Consider the following 15,517-nt stretch of genomic DNA (forward strand, 5'->3'; position numbering starts at 1 on the left):
ATAAAATGCTGCATTGTTAAATGTAGTTAAACAGCGATAAACCCGATACCTTAACATAGGATTGTTGCGCTGCTTCCAAATAAAGTTGCTGTCTTTTCAGATCCGATATAGCCTTTGCAAAATCCACATCCTGCAGACTCGATAGTAATTGCTCAAACTGAATATTTTGATCATCGCCAACACTCTCGAGTGTTTCGATTTCTTGCAATCGAGCACCAATTGATGCTTGCTTGGCAAGTACATGCTCCAAACTATTATTAACATTTTGCAGTACTGAGTTCAGACTATTTGACAGCCGTGTTCCTCCGGGCTGACCGCTTGCCGGTGTTTCAAGCGCTGTAATCAAATCGCTCACCGTATTAAAAATACTGTGATTCTGACTTGGCGATACTGTAAATTTATCGCCATTAGCTGGATTACCCTTGACACTTAACTGCATGCCATCAAAGCTAATGACGCCGTTACTTGAATAAGGATTTCCTGATGAAACAGTCGCGGAAGTTGTGATATTCACAATATCATAAGTCGTCACACCGGCAGATACATTAAAAGTTATTTCGTAATCATCGCCAGTCAGGCTTGCTGGAGTTATTACCGAACCCACATCAATAACGCCAGTACCGGTATTTAAAGAATCGGCGGCGGTTGAAAAAACACCATTACCATTCTTAATACGCTCAAAAATATCTGTCCCGGAATCACTAACAGCAAGCTGGCGTGCAGAGCCGACTTGATTCAATCGCTGCCCTTGGTCTCCCGCGTATGTAACAGTGAGTCCGGTCTGGACAAAGGGTTTCGTATGTGCTTGATATCCTGAAAATAGATACTGCCCCTTTTCATCCGTTGTGTTTGACAAACCAACGAGAGATTCAAGATGGCTGCGTAATTCCGTCGCCAGAATTTTGCGCTCATTATCGGTTAACGATGAATTCCCGGCATAGACCGCTGTACTGTGAAGGTCCTGCAACAATGTCGTGACTTTTCTCAATACATTTTCTTCTAATGACAATGACGAATTAGCGCTGGTGCGATTAACGGAATATTGCTCATTAAGTGATGCCGATTGCGCGATATTTAATACTTGAGCGGCTGAAATAGGATCATCAGAGGGTGTCAGAATTCTTCTGCCAGTGGAAAGCTGTTGTTGTGTTTTAATCAGCTTCTCCTGCTGCTGAAGCATCATGTTAGTACCGCTTTCATACATCGTATTAGTACTGATACGCATTTTTCCGCCTTCCACTTAAAAATTTAACCAAATCGAAGGATCGAATCAAACAAAGTTTTACTCAATTCAATGACTTTGCTCGAAGCTTGGTAAACTTGCTGAAATCGCAGCAGGTTTGCGGCTTCTTCATCCAAATTAACACCTGATATCGACTGAATGGAATTTTGTGTCTGTGTCAATAAATTGGCCTGTGCTTTACTCGTAACTTCCAATTCACGCGTTTTATTACCTATCTCGCTGACTAATTGCCCATAGGCAGATTGGTAAGTTGCTGTACCATTCTGAATAGTATTAGTGGATTGCAATGCCCCTAGTTGCAGGATATTGCGATTATCTGAAACGCCACTGTTATTTGGTGTTATTGTAAAAACATCTCCCACCGCTGGACTTCCGCTAATTTGGAAGGTAAAGCCATTAAAACTGATGTCAGTACCAGAAGAATACGCTTGACCAGTCACCGGTAGTCCAGTACCAATACCTGCTACATCAAAGGTACCCGGTGGAGTTCCAGTAAATGTTATTGTGAGCGGTTGCTGGAGATTAGTATCCAGCGGTAATGGATTGACCGATCCAGCACTAATTGTTCCAGTACCAGTATTCGTCAAAGCAGCACTGGTACGATTAGGGGCAGCCGCTGCAATTTTAGTGGTATCGGTAATATTGACCGCAATATCTTTGGCGCCATTGACGGTGGGTTGTATCTGAAATCTTTCATTTGCTTGCATCGAAGCAAAGGATACAGTTATCCCATCAAGTGTTATTGGAAATACATTCGAAGGAGTCGTAGAAGTATTATCCGATAATCTCGTCAATGTGTAATTTGTACCATCATAAGAAAATTGGTAATTGCTGGTCGTTAAAGCGCTATAGTCGGTTATCTGCGAGGTGATATTCGAAGCAATATTATTGGTTGATGCAGAAATTACTTTGGGAGATGGTAAATTAAAAAACGCTTCTCCCATATCGCCATTGAGATCCATCCCTAACTGATGCTGTGCATTGAATGTTTGTGCCAAATTGATTGCAATTCTCCCCAGCGCATTATGCGCATTATCAAGGGACTCGTTACGAAAAGCCAAAAGTCCGCCCAAAGTTCCGCCAGAAATCTGTTTCTCCGGTAGCTGAATGACGCTTGAGCCATTCATCAGCCCGATTGTTAATTTCTCAGGAGCATCGGGAGATTTCATTGCTTGGAGCGATAATGTTTGAGCACCCACGACCAGCGCCTGACCTGATCCGACATAAACATTTACTGTGCCGTCGGTTTGCCGGACTGTATCGGTATTAATTATTTTATTTAATTGATTGATAAGATCATCCCGCTGGTCCAGCATATCATTAGCTGGGTGTCCGCCGGCGGCGCCCTCCGCCCAAATTATTTGTTGATTAATCTGGGAAATCTGCCCGGCTAAGGAATTGATCTCTGCAACCGCACTGGTTATCTGCGTATTGACGCCATCTTTGATTTGCGTGATGCGTTGATCCATGCTGTGAAAACGCGAGACAAGCGCTTCAGCATTGCTTAGCATTGATTGCCGCGAAGGTATGACCGATGAATTGGTAGCAACATCCTGTATGGCAGTGAAAAATTTTTGCAGCGTTGGAGAAAGCCCGGATGTGGATTCAGCTAACATATTATCCAATTGCTTTATTTCATTATAATTGCTATCCAGCGCTTGACTCTGCGATTGGATTTGCAATGACTGACTAACCAGAAACTGATTAAAAATGCGATGAACAGTGGCTGCGCTGACACCACGCCCGACAAAACCAGCACCAGTAGATTGAGAAGTATTCGTAGTTAATATCAGTTTCTGCCGATTAAAACCGGGCGTGTTAGCATTGCTGATATTATGACTCGTCGTCAATAACTGATTTTGTGACGTCAATAGTCCAGAATATCCAACATCAAGAATACTGTTTCCCATAATTTATAACTAGTTCTTTAAATTAATTAATATGGAGATGATATCGGCAAAATCATAAAAGAATTAAAAATTTCGTCTGTTAAATGAATTCCCGATTTTGTAATCTTTCGCTATTAAGTATCCGAAGCAATTTCTCGGCATATTGAGGATCTGTCGCATAACCTGCACGTTGCAGGCCGTTTGCAAATGACGCTGGATCTGTTGATTGCAAGACTTTTGCATAACGTGGGTTATCGGCTAGTAATCTCGCGTAGTCATGAAACCCTTCGGCATATGAGTTATAAGCGCGAAATTTTTCGACAGTCTTTTGTGGCACACCATTAATATATTCAGTGGTCATTGTCTCCACTACGTCCCCCTTCCAATTCGCCCCGGCTTTGATTCCGAATAAATTATAGCTAGGACTGTTATCAGCATGTCGTATCTCATGCTTACCCCAGCCGCTCTCAAGCGCAGCTTGTGCTAGCATGAAATGAGGAGGAATTCCTGTCGATTGGGCGGCAGTTTTTGCATGGGGGAGAAGCATTTCAATAAAATTAGCAGAGGAATTTGGTAAACCACCCGATTGTCGATCTCTTTTGACAGGATTAACAAAAATTTCATTTGTATGATTTATGTTATCTACCGATGTCATCGATTTCATCGAACTTGGGGCGCCCGGCCATAACTCTTCTGATTTGTCATTCGAATGCCCGCTCTTTGTCAGTGCCGATTGATGAATAGTTTGAAGGGATGACAAAATCGCATCCGTTTGGCTTATCGACTGAACTGGAACCGAATCTGCACTCCTGGCCAATTGTTTGACCATGATATTGGCAATACCGATCCCTCGCGTCGACAATTGCTGTGCAAGTTGCTGGTCATACATCTGCGTAAAGAATTGCGTCTGCCGGCTCTCAAACAATCCATCTTTTGGAGTAGCCTCACGCATACTTTTAAGAAGCATATTCATAAATAAAGCTTCAAATTGTTGCGCAGCCTTGTGTAAAGCCTGGTCCGGGTCCCGCTTGACCAAGCCATGTAAATCATCAAGGCCTTTGGTGTCGATCGCAAGTTTACTTGAGAGATCCGGTGAAATAATCATAAGAAACCAATCGGTAAGTTAAATAATTTCCAAATCGGCACGGAGGGAACCCGCGGCTTTTAATGCTTGCAAGATAGACAAAAGATCTTGCGTGGTTGCGCCGATTGCCGTTAGAGCTTTCACAACTTCACCCAAATCCGCGCCATTTGGAAGCAACATTAAATTTCCCTCGTCCGTGCGAATCTCAACCTGAGAGCGCTGAGTGACAACTGTTTCTCCCCGTTGCGCAAACGGCCCGGGCTGGCTGATAACTGGTTCTGTATTAATAATAATCGATAAATTCCCATGTGCGATTGCACTCGTTTCAAGGGTTACGGACTGATTCATCACCACCGAACCGGTTCTGGAATTAACAATGACCTTTGCTGGTGCCTTCGCCGGAATCACATCGATACTTTCAATCTGAGAAATAAAATTGATTCGCTGACTATTGTCAGCCGGGGCCTTTACTTGTATGACACGCCCATCGACTGCAGCTGCCGCTGTTGGATATAATTTGTTGATAGCTTCAACGATACGATTCACTGTAGAGAAATCCGTTGCATTCAATTCCAGATTGATAAAATCTCCTTGTCCAACCGATGTTTGTATTTCTCGCTCAACGATTCCACCACCTGAAATCCTACCCACACTGAGATGATTGACCTGGACGCTGCTTCCTCCAGCCGCGGCTCCGATACCCCCTACTAAAACACTTCCTTGCGCCATCGCGTATACCTGATTATCTGCCCCCTTCAATGGCGTCATCAGCAATGTTCCTCCGCGCAGGCTTTTCGCATTGCCCATCGAAGATACCGTCACATCGATCTGCTGCCCAGGTTTTGCAAAAGCCGGTAATGTCGCTGTCACCATAACTGCTGCCACATTCCGTAACTGCAAATTTGTTCCGGGAGGTAAATTAATACCAAGCTGACCCAGCATGCTAATCACACTTTGAACGGTAAAGGGCGTTTGCGTTGTCATGTCACCGCTGCCATCCAAACCGACAACCAGACCGTATCCAATTAACTGGTTGTTACGAACCCCTTGGATGGACGCCAGATCCTTAATGCGATCAGCGCTACTGATACTTGGCAGCAATAAACCGATCGTCAAGATCCAAACGAAGACTTTATTAACTCTTCTCATAATCAAATTTCGCTCAAGTCGATAAGCATTCGTACGAGATTAGAATGGCGATACATTAAGAAAGAAACGCGACAACCAGCCCATCGTTTGAGCCTCATCGATATACCCATTACCGCGATACTCAATGCGCGCATCCGCAATCTGGGTTGAAGAAATGGTATTCGCCATGATATGAATCGGGTTGACTACTCCGGAGAGTCTTATAAATTCTTGTCCTTGGTTAATACCGATTTGCTTTTCTCCACTTACTACGAGATTTCCGTTCGGCAATGCTTCGATGACTGTGACCGTAATCGTGCCTTTGAAATCATTTTTACTCGAACTTTCACCACCACCATCAAATTTATTGTTATTTTTTGCTTCCATCGTTGCATGTTTCGTCAATAGCTTCAACGGAACTCCTAGCAAACTCGGAACTGAAAAATCTATGCTGCCCGAACGATCAACATTGCTTCCGGAACTTTTGCTGGCATTGGTTCTTTCATTCAATGTAACAATGATCGTATCGCCAACACCGCGCGCTCTCCTATCTTCAAATAACGGTGTATAACGAACCCCACCTGTGGTGCTATTGATCGCTTGAAGAATTGATCCATTCGGTTGGGTAACTGCCAAACTTTGATGAAATGGACGCAATGTATTGGGTTGATGAGTAGAAGTTGCCGGCGTCATAGCGCAACCTGATAGCAATATGATGGCTATTAGCAATACAAAAGAACCGTTACGAGCTACCACTTGAATACACTTATCCATCATGATCGTTAACCCCATCATAACTGAGCTAGTCTTTGCAGCATCTGATCCGATGTTTCTACCGACTTTGAATTCAGCTCGTAGGCACGCTGTGTTTGGATCATATTGACCAGTTCTTCTACAACATTGACATTTGATGTTTCGACATAATTCTGATCCAATACGCCTAACCCATTGGTTCCAGGTGCATTCTGGTTCGGTGTGCCGCTAGATGCGGTTTCCAAATACAAATTTTCTCCGACCCTTTGTAAACCAGACGGATTAATGAAACTCGCTAACTGGAAATTTCCCAATTGAATCTGTTGTGTCCCGGTACCGCCAGGAACCGTGGCTGATACCGTCCCGTCTCGCGCGATTGTGATACCCAAAGCATTAGGAGGAACAACGATAGCCGGTTGAACCGGATACCCGCTGGAAGTAACAAGCTGCCCATTGAGATCAAGTTGAAAGGCTCCGTCCCGGGTATAAGCCGTTGTACCGTCAGGCATCAGAACTTGGAAAAAACCAACGCCTCGGATTGCAACATCTCTTTGATTATCTGTATGTTGCGGCACACCCTGGGTAAAAATGGTTTCTGTCGCTACCGGCTTGACGCCGGTACCAATCTGCAAACCTGATGGCAATTGTGTCTGCTGTGACGATTGCGCGCCTGGTTGCCGTATCGTCTGATACAGCAAATCTTCAAATACTGCGCGAGATCGTTTAAAACCGTTGGTACTGACGTTGGCCAAATTATTGGCAATTACATCCAGCTTGGTTTGTTGCGCTTCCAACCCGGTTTTAGAAATCCATAACGAACGTATCATTGATGATAAACCTCAATTTTATTGACTTAAACTCTTACCAACATAATCTGGCTTGCCTGCTGCGCATTCTTCTCTGCGTTATCAAGCATCTTCATCTGCATATCGAACTGCCGTGCTAAAGCGATCATACTCACCATCTCGTTGACAACATTCACGTTACTCCCCTCCAGTGTACCGTCGATCAAACGGACTCTCGCTTCAGCTGGCGCTTCTTTGCCATCTTTAAGGCGAAATAATCCATCGTTCCCTTTGACAAGATCGCCATCCGCCGGGTCAACCAACTTAATGCGTCCAACCGTCGCAACGGTATTCGGTAGTGCGTTCAATGGTACTGTTGATACTGTCCCATCCACACCTATCGTGATGCGTGAATCCGGTGGAACTGTAATAAAACCACCGGTCGCTCCTTTTACTTTTAAACCATTGTGCGTTAATAACAAGCCATTGGGACTCACCTGCAAGCTGCCATTCCTCGTATAGGCCTCTTCGCCATTATCGAGTTGCACGGTAATCCAACCGGAACCACGAACTGCAACATCGAGATCACGCCCAGTTGTCTCCAGCGGTCCCGATGCGAAATCGGCGCCCGTCGTCGTATCCACCACAAAAGCACGTGTTGGCAAGCCATCACCAAATATGGGTACCGCCCGGAAAGCGTTTGTTTCAGAGCGAAACCCTGTTGTCGAAGCATTCGCGAGGTTATGAGCCACCGTCGCTTGTTGATTCAGCGTATGGTTAGCGCCAGTCATTGAGGTATAAATTAGCCGATCCATTTTTTATGCAACTCCAAGTGATTCTGATGTTTGCATCACAAAATCAACACTAAATCTGAGTAATGGTTTGAATAATCTGATCTTGTGTTTCAATTTGTTTAGCACTGGCCTGATACATGCGCTGTGCTGAAATCATTTTTACTAGCTCGGCTGTAAGATCAACGTTAGATTCTTCGATGGCATTCGATTGCAAGGATCCTAAATTTCCGGTTTTTGGCACACCTACCAGAGGTTCACCGGATGCTGGTGATTCAGCCCAATGACCATCTCCAATCGGCACCAGCCCTTGAGGATTGACAAAGTTTGCCAGAACGATTTGAGCCAGTGTTTTGGTTTGGCCGCTACTATAATTGCCCAGAATGATACCATCGGCACTGATGGTAAAGCCTGACATACGACCGGACGTATAACCATCTTGCGTTAATGCATTAACGCCAAAAGGAGAACCGAATTGCGTCGCCGTAGTGAGGTCCAGCGTGATGGTCTGTGGCGATACGCCGCCGAAAAGTGGATCAATTGCACTGAAGTCGATTTCAACATCCAACTTATCAGTGATATTTTGAAGAACACCTTCGCCATCAAACTCCATTGACTGAGAAGGATTTCCATCAATGGTAACGCCTACGGGCAAACCAGCGGTGGTGACTTCTCCATCGACAGTTGCATAGGCGGTCCAGGTATTCGCTACTGTATCGGATTTCTTGAAAAATAAAGATAGAACATGGGAATTACCGAGACTATCAATGACGGTACCGGAAGTGGTACTTTCATAGGTTTTTGGATCGGTCGCACTAAAGGCGGTTGCAACTCCGGTCTTACGAGCATCCAAATTAAATCCAACATCGAACGCGGTGGTTGCTTGCGGCGCCAAATCGGCAGTGCTGAATTTTAAGTTTGTCGGAATACTCCCAGCTTGAATATCGCCGTTCTCATCTGCCATATAACCGGTTAGATTGGCGCCGGAGGCATCTACAATAAAGCCCGAATCATCGATATGGAATTGTCCGTTTCTGCTGTAGCTGATCGCTCCATTATCGCTCATCCGGAAAAACCCCTGACTTTGAATCGCAATATCCAACGGGTTACTGGTTGGCGTGATGTTTCCTTGGCCGAATTGCTGAGCGATTGAAGATATCTTTGCACCGATACCGATTTGCGCATTGTCGGTTCCCTCCATCGAATTCGCAAAAATGTCGGAAAATTGTGCAATGGATTGCTTAAACCCTGCGGTGTTCGCATTGGCAATATTATTGCCGATCACATCCAAATTCGTCGATGCCGCATTCAGTCCGCTTAAACCGTGTTGAAAGCCCATTGTATTCTCCTATCAAAATACCTGTTTAATGTTTGCCAAGCTAACCATTCCCAATTCATCCCCCATATCCAGAAGGGTGTCATCTTTGCCAGGCGTCACACTTTGCACGAGCCCGAATGCAAGCGTATCGACTTTAACGTCCTTGCCACCCTGCTTTGCGGTCACCGCAAAGGTGTAATCGCCATCCGCCGCCTTCGAGCCGCTATCGGTCATACCGTCCCATGCGATCGTACTGATTCCTGATGGCTGTACACCCAATTCCATTTTGCGAACCGCGATTCCTGCGCTATCGAGAATCGTTACATTGAGTTGATCAACCGCTTGTTCCAAATTGACGCCAGCAATCGCGCCATCTTTGTCCAACGTGATTAATTTGCCGGGAACAAATGCATGATGGCCAATCATCCCCAATGCTTCGACAGATCGATTCTCTTCCGAACTTGAAACCAATTTCTGCAAGGTGGAATTCAATTTATCAATACCCGAGACTGTGCTGATTTGTGCTATTTGACTGGTTACTTCGGCATTATCAAGCGGCTTCAAGGGATCTTGATTCTTCATCTGGGTAACTAAAAGCTTTAAAAACCGATCTTGCGGATTCTCGGCATCTTTTTTATTCGTAATTCCTGTCGTTACACCCGATGCAATTGTTTGCAAGTTAACTGGCTGAACTGATTCCATTACCTTCTCCTTTATTGACCAATCGTCAATGTTTTCTGCAGCAATGATTTAGTTGTATTCATCATGTCGACACTATTCTGATATGAACGCGATGCCGACATCATATTCACCATTTCATCGACAACATTGACATTCGGCATTGTTACATAGCCACTTTTATCGGCCATCGGATGTTTTGGGTCGAAAATTTGGCGCATTGGTGATGCGTCATGAACAATCCCTGCCACTTTAACGCCGCTGGCACCGTTTCCGTCCGACGGTAATGTACTGAATACCACCTGACGTCCGCGATATGGCTCTCCAGTGGAACTGGTCACACTGTCGGCATTGGAAAGATTACTGGCAACGACATTTAACCGTTGTGATTGTGCCGACATGGCCGAACTTGCAATACCGAATACATTAAATAAAGACATTTTCTATCTCTCCTGCATTGCTGAAACCAAGTTTCTAAATTCGTTGTTTAGAAATGTAATACTCGCATCATATTTGATCGCGTTATCTGCAAATCTAGTCCGTTCCATATCCATATCGACGGTATTTCCGTCCGCACTCGGTTGCAATGGAACCCGGTACAAGATGTTGTCACCCAAGATTCCAGATGCACCTGAATTTATGTGCATTGAAGATGTCGTATTTAGAGCTAACTTACCTTGCAAATTAGAAGTTGCCGCCAATTTCTGGTTAAGTAAATTGGCAAAATCAATATCTTTTGCTTTAAAATTTGGGGTATCGGCATTTGCTACATTGCTTGAAAGCAATTCTTGCCGTGCGACTCGCAAGCTCAAGGCTTGATGATGGTAATTTAGCTCTTTGTCAAGTTTGTTGATCATGTTCTGATTAACCTAGCAGTTTATTTTTTCCATTCTTCTGTTAGCATTTAATATGCCAACTATCATAAATGCTGTAATTGATGAATCATTCTCTGATTAAAACAAGAAATGGATGTTATCCTTTGAATATGCTTTCTCGACCGGCAACGAAAAACAGTTCCCGGTTGCTGGCAGAAACGGCAATATTTTCCGATTGCGGCAAAAAAGAACAGATCATCAAAACAATCAGACCACGCTTGGTATTATTGCAATGCTTTCTACTACTCACTGTTTTCTCAGTTCAGACCTTTGCAGCCCCTCACAACAAGCGAGGCCAGCACCAAGATATTTCTCTTATCAGAAATACAGTTGAACATTTCTTATATAGCAACACTGCGAACTTACCCGGACAGGTAATCGTGAATGTCGGCCAAATCGACCGGCAACTTGTTTTACCGCAGTGCTCGAACCTAGAACCTTTTATTCCTGCGGGTGGCCGCTTATGGGGAAAAACTTCGATTGGTATCCGTTGTGACAATCAGCCGGATTCCTGGACTATTTATGTTCAAGCGGAAGTAAATGTTATGACAGATGTTCTTCATATCGCCCGCCCTGTTTCGAATGGACAAACACTTTCTTATGAAGATATTGCCCTGCAGAATGTTAATCTCGTTCAGATGCCTGAAGGGATTCTTACCGATGCCGCTCAAGTAGTTGGTAAAGTAGCAACCAGCAATCTCTCTGCAGGACAACCGATTCGTCCGCAGATGCTTCGCGCACCCTTTGTCATATTGCGTGGACAAACCGTCAATCTTGTTGTTCAAGGCCGCGGCTTCAGCATTCGTTCAGAAGGTCAAGCATTAACCGATGCCGCCGAAGGACAAGTGGTGCAGGTCCGGAATAAATCAGGAAAAATTATTCGCGGCCTGGCGCGCATCAATTCAATTGTTGAAATACAACCATAGAAATATCGAGGCCGGTTTTTCGGGGCATCTGAAATTTGCAACACAAGTCGGTATTTACAAAGTTTAAACGATTTATAATAAACCTCAGCTTCAACTTATTTAATATTTTCTTCTACAGTGGCTAATTCTGATCAAATTACAATTGAGACAAAAAAAATTCTCGCAGAGGTACTAGGTTTGAATGAACGAGTAAACTCGATAGAACAAGACACTATCTTGCTCGGCAATATTCCTGAACTAGATTCTGTTGCTGTCGTAGCAATTTTACTCGAGATAGAAAAAAGATTTTCAATGACGATAAAAGATGATGAAATCAGTGCAAGAACATTCGAAACATTCGGAAATTTGGTTGATTTTATTTCAAAAAACAGTATAAAAACAGAATGTTGCCATCAAGACAACTTAGTTTCGTGATTTTCCACTTCCATGGTTCTGATCTTTTCCTGAAAATTCAACAAACATGTACTATTAAAACTCAATAAGGTGAATACAGTGAAACTTCATCCAGCCAATTTTGCTCATCAATATATTTTTACCGGATATGGCGAAGGATATGTTTTAATAAACCAGATTCGATACAAGCAGAGTTTGATCGTTTTACCCAATCAATTAATTGAAAATTGGCCAGTTTTATCGATAGCAGAATTGCAATTTCATCATTTTGATGCGTTAATAACTCTATCACCGGAAATAATTCTTCTTGGTACCGGTCCCAAGCACATTTTTCCAAACCAATCTTTGCTCTCTCAGATAACCAAAACTGGAATTGGAATCGAAATAATGGATACCGGAGCCGCTTGCCGCACTTTTAACATTCTTGCTGAAGAAGGGCGCCATATCGCTGCCGCTGTATTAGTGCAGTTATGATGGTGATGCTAATTGGCCCAGATTTTATGGTAAGACACTGAATAAAATGGAATGAAAATGTTGCGACATCTATATTCCATGACACATTAGATCAAAAAGAAATGGCCATAACTACCAGGATTGTGATAAATTCATGACTCGGCAAGTCAAGTAAAAAATATGGCTTCCTTAATAACGTTAATTATAGGAGTTAAGTATGAATAAATTTATTATTGCTGCAATTAGCTTAGTCTTTTTGTTTGGATCGTCAGTAACCATGGCTAGTGGAAATAAAGAATCTAAAATGCCGCCGATGTCTGCACAAGATATTCTGAACCAATGGTCTTGCGAAGGCAAAAAAGATGGCGAGAAAATTAGAGATCGTACCGACGGTGAAATGATTACCTGTCCGGCCAAAGTAAAACAACCCAATTTTGGTAAGTAATAATCCGGTTACTCGCGAGTAACTGACCATTCAATAGGCCAAGCTGAATTCTCAAGATTTTCTGTCACTGGATCCTTAGTCTTCTAAGCAGATCAAAAGTAAATTGTTAACTGCTTGGCCTATTCTCTGAAATTCCACACAAAATTACCTTCACATTTCAGTCTCTTTGTTTCGATCTTTTCTGTGGTTTCTGAAACAGATATTGCCAATTGGTTTTTGCAACAATATTGTTATAGTAAAGCTTTTGTCAGGCCCTAATAGGCTTTTATATCAATAAAAATCAGCGCGATTTACTATAGGAAAGAAAAAGCATGAAGCGGAAAATCGTTTTATTTTGTTTTTTATTTCTTTTAACAGATTATGTCTCAGCCCAACAAAGTGATCCAGGCATCAAATCGCACGCGGCTTTAGTGGTAAATATGCAAACGGGCCAAATTGTTTATGATAAAAATGCTGATAAAGTAATGCCGATAGCTTCAATCACCAAGTTAATGACTGCGATGGTCATACTGGATGCGCGCTTACCAGCTGATGAAGTTATCACCATAGAAAAAGCAGACATCGATAAACTTAAAAACACTTCCTCACGATTACCCGTTGGCAGTAGCTATGCACGTCACGAACTCCTCAGATTAGCTTTGATGTCATCAGAAAACCGAGCCGCTGCAGCGCTGGCCAGAACTTATCCAGGCGGGGCTCAAGCTTTCATCAACGCTATGAATAGCAAGGCAAAAAAAATCGGAATGTTGAATAGCCGCTTTGTTGACCCTACCGGATTGAGTAGCGACAATGCGGCAACGGCTCGTGATCTGTCCAACCTTGTTGCTGCATCCCACAACTATCTGACGATCCGGAAATTCTCCACCACCCCGCAACACGTCGTAACCCCCTTAGAAAGGCACAAACAGTTACAATTTGTCAATTCCAATAGCTTGGTACGCGGCCAGAATTGGGAAATCGATGTTTCGAAAACCGGTTATTTAAGCGAAGCCGGCCGTTGCTTAGTCATGCAAGCAAAGATTGCTGATCAGCCGGTCGTCATTGTATTGCTCAATTCATGGGGAAAGAATACGCGTATCGGTGATGCCAATCGCGTTAAAAAATGGCTCGAGAATCATCAACGACGCAAACAAGCCTAAGTCTTTCCGATTTAAGACAATTGATAAATCTCACTGTATTTTGTCTTGAGATAGGTAATAAAATAATCAGGATTTAAGTGCGCACCCGTCACATTCTTTATTAACTCCTGTGGAGAATAGAGCTTGCCATGGCAATGGATTTTCTCATTCAGCCACTGCTTGATCGGCTTAAAATTACCCAATGCAATATTTTGTTCCGTATCGGGTTGTTCTTGGACTAATTTTTGATAAAACTGACAGGCATACAATGCTCCCAATGTATAGGAAGGAAAATAACCGAATGCACCCCCGCTCCAATGAGAATCTTGCAACACCCCTAATGTATCAGTCGGCGGTGTAATCCCAAGGTATTTTTGCATGGATTCATTCCATATTCCCGGCAAATCATCAACCGATAGAGTGTCATCGAATAGACCTCGCTCAATTTCATACCGTAAAATAACATGCAACGGGTATGTAACCTCATCCGCTTCCACCCTGATAAAACCGGGCGTGCAATTGTTAATTGCACGATAAAATTCCTCCAAGCTGACCGCTCGCAGATTATCAGGGAAAGTTTCACGAAAATCTTTGAAGTAATGACTACAAAAAGATTTACTCTGTGCGATCATGCGTTCCCAGAATAACGATTGCGATTCATGAATGCCCATCGTAGATGACTCCGTAACCGGCAGATCCCCCAATTGATGCGGGCGGCCTTGCTCATACAAAGCATGACCTGTCTCATGGATGATGGAATATAACGATTCAATGAAATTGCTCTCACTGTAGCGCGTTGTAATCCGCACATCCGTGGGGTGGCTGCCGCCACAAAAAGGATGAACTGAAACATCCATACGGCCCCGGTCAAAATCAAAACCGATATCCCGGCTCAACTTACGTGCAAGGAATTCCTGCTTTTCCGTGGCGAATGTACCTCGCAAAAAGGTTGTATCAGGATGATACGAATGGCTCTGAATGGCGTTGATCAGCGGTATCAGCTCCTGCTTTAAGCGCTCAAAAACCGGTGTGATCATAGCCATCGTTGTTCCGCGTTCGAATAAATCAATATTCGCATCGTACGGCTGCAAATTTGGCAAAACACACTGCGCCCACTCGATTTTGAGTTTTAAAAAACGCTTAAGCACTGGAGCAAAATCAGAAAATTTATTATGTTGCCGCGCCGCTACCCAGATAACTTGGCCGCGCGAGCTCAATTCGGCGATTTCCTGTACCAAGCGCTTCGGTATCCGGATTTCCATTTCATAATTGCGCAACGCTTCTTGTATATTACATTGTTCTATTGCTCCCCAAGCGCCCGCTTTACTGGTTTCCTGCAGTTCCTTCAAGCAATCTCCTAATGCCGGATCAGTCGCACGCTCGTGAATAACCCCGGCCAGTGCCGCTATTTGTTTAGCGCGCGACTCGCTGGCGCCGGCCGGCATCATGACTTCCTGATCCCAGCCAAGGTTGCTCATCACGCCATTTAGATGCGCAATTTCTTCCAGTCTTTGAACTAAATTTATATAGTGCTGATTCATAATCATTGATCGCTCTTTTCTTGACGAATTCAATGCCATCCCTGTCTTCAAAAGATAGCGCTAAAATTACAAGGCCGGTATTATTACAGTTTAATCG

General features: G+C 43.7%; 17 protein-coding genes. 5 read left to right on the plus strand and 12 right to left on the minus strand.

The annotated features are described in order from the left end of the window. Positions 1–16 precede the first annotated feature (16 nt). The 11 genes from flgL to flgB all read right to left on the minus strand — a co-directional run bounded on the left by flgL (position 17) and on the right by flgB (position 10,526). Positions 17–1,225 (minus strand): flagellar hook-associated protein FlgL, encoded by a 1,209-nt coding sequence (gene flgL, locus RBH92_RS08830; protein ID WP_307931727.1) that lies wholly within the window; start codon positions 1,223–1,225, stop codon positions 17–19. A gap of 23 nt (positions 1,226–1,248) precedes the next feature. Beyond that, positions 1,249–3,153 carry a flagellar hook-associated protein FlgK gene (gene flgK, locus RBH92_RS08835; RefSeq protein ID WP_307931728.1) on the minus strand — a complete coding sequence of 635 codons (1,905 nt, stop codon included), beginning with the start codon at positions 3,151–3,153 and terminating at the stop codon, positions 1,249–1,251. A 79-nt stretch (positions 3,154–3,232) separates the two neighbouring features. Beyond that, the gene (gene flgJ, locus RBH92_RS08840) at positions 3,233–4,237 is read right to left on the minus strand and encodes a flagellar assembly peptidoglycan hydrolase FlgJ (RefSeq protein ID WP_307931729.1); all 1,005 of its coding nucleotides are present in this window, start codon (positions 4,235–4,237) and stop codon (positions 3,233–3,235) included. An 18-nt stretch (positions 4,238–4,255) separates the two neighbouring features. Beyond that, positions 4,256–5,365, minus strand: a complete 1,110-nt coding sequence (locus RBH92_RS08845; protein ID WP_307931730.1) for a flagellar basal body P-ring protein FlgI — start codon at positions 5,363–5,365, stop codon at positions 4,256–4,258. Between the two features lie 39 nt (positions 5,366–5,404). Beyond that, positions 5,405–6,121: a flagellar basal body L-ring protein FlgH gene (locus RBH92_RS08850; protein ID WP_292923658.1), complete on the minus strand. Its 717-nt coding sequence runs from the start codon at positions 6,119–6,121 to the stop codon at positions 5,405–5,407. A gap of 14 nt (positions 6,122–6,135) precedes the next feature. Then, a complete protein-coding gene (flgG, locus tag RBH92_RS08855) occupies positions 6,136–6,924 on the minus strand; it encodes a flagellar basal-body rod protein FlgG (protein WP_307931731.1) in 789 nt (262 codons plus the stop codon). A 26-nt stretch (positions 6,925–6,950) separates the two neighbouring features. Next, positions 6,951–7,697 (minus strand): flagellar basal-body rod protein FlgF, encoded by a 747-nt coding sequence (gene flgF, locus RBH92_RS08860; RefSeq protein ID WP_307931732.1) that lies wholly within the window; start codon positions 7,695–7,697, stop codon positions 6,951–6,953. A 49-nt stretch (positions 7,698–7,746) separates the two neighbouring features. Beyond that, positions 7,747–8,964, minus strand: coding sequence for a flagellar hook protein FlgE (gene flgE / locus RBH92_RS08865; protein WP_374049930.1), 1,218 nt, complete (start codon positions 8,962–8,964; stop codon positions 7,747–7,749). 60 nt (positions 8,965–9,024) lie between these two features. Then, on the minus strand, positions 9,025–9,693 hold the full coding sequence (locus RBH92_RS08870; RefSeq protein WP_307931733.1) for a flagellar hook assembly protein FlgD: 669 nt from the start codon (positions 9,691–9,693) through the stop codon (positions 9,025–9,027). A gap of 11 nt (positions 9,694–9,704) precedes the next feature. After that, positions 9,705–10,109 (minus strand): flagellar basal body rod protein FlgC, encoded by a 405-nt coding sequence (flgC, locus tag RBH92_RS08875; RefSeq protein ID WP_292923652.1) that lies wholly within the window; start codon positions 10,107–10,109, stop codon positions 9,705–9,707. 3 nt (positions 10,110–10,112) lie between these two features. Then, positions 10,113–10,526 (minus strand): flagellar basal body rod protein FlgB, encoded by a 414-nt coding sequence (gene flgB, locus RBH92_RS08880; RefSeq protein ID WP_307931734.1) that lies wholly within the window; start codon positions 10,524–10,526, stop codon positions 10,113–10,115. An 80-nt stretch (positions 10,527–10,606) separates the two neighbouring features. On the opposite strand from flgB, the gene flgA reads away from it, so the two are divergent. The 5 genes from flgA to pbpG all read left to right on the plus strand — a co-directional run bounded on the left by flgA (position 10,607) and on the right by pbpG (position 13,900). After that, entirely contained in the window at positions 10,607–11,470 is an 864-nt protein-coding gene (flgA, locus tag RBH92_RS08885) for a flagellar basal body P-ring formation chaperone FlgA (RefSeq protein ID WP_307933952.1), read from the plus strand. 117 nt (positions 11,471–11,587) lie between these two features. After that, positions 11,588–11,884, plus strand: coding sequence for an acyl carrier protein (locus RBH92_RS08890; RefSeq protein WP_307931735.1), 297 nt, complete (start codon positions 11,588–11,590; stop codon positions 11,882–11,884). Between the two features lie 78 nt (positions 11,885–11,962). Beyond that, positions 11,963–12,337: an Mth938-like domain-containing protein gene (locus tag RBH92_RS08895; protein WP_307931736.1), complete on the plus strand. Its 375-nt coding sequence runs from the start codon at positions 11,963–11,965 to the stop codon at positions 12,335–12,337. A 196-nt stretch (positions 12,338–12,533) separates the two neighbouring features. Further along, a complete protein-coding gene (locus RBH92_RS08900; protein ID WP_307931737.1) occupies positions 12,534–12,761 on the plus strand; it encodes a hypothetical protein in 228 nt (75 codons plus the stop codon). A 311-nt stretch (positions 12,762–13,072) separates the two neighbouring features. Next, positions 13,073–13,900 (plus strand): D-alanyl-D-alanine endopeptidase, encoded by an 828-nt coding sequence (gene pbpG, locus RBH92_RS08905; protein ID WP_307931738.1) that lies wholly within the window; start codon positions 13,073–13,075, stop codon positions 13,898–13,900. A gap of 11 nt (positions 13,901–13,911) precedes the next feature. On the opposite strand, the gene RBH92_RS08910 is transcribed toward pbpG, so the two are convergent. Further along, positions 13,912–15,426 carry a carboxypeptidase M32 gene (locus RBH92_RS08910; protein WP_307931739.1) on the minus strand — a complete coding sequence of 505 codons (1,515 nt, stop codon included), beginning with the start codon at positions 15,424–15,426 and terminating at the stop codon, positions 13,912–13,914. Positions 15,427–15,517 lie beyond the last annotated feature (91 nt).

The organism is Nitrosomonas sp. sh817, assembly GCF_030908545.1.
Lineage (GTDB): Bacteria > Pseudomonadota > Gammaproteobacteria > Burkholderiales > Nitrosomonadaceae > Nitrosomonas.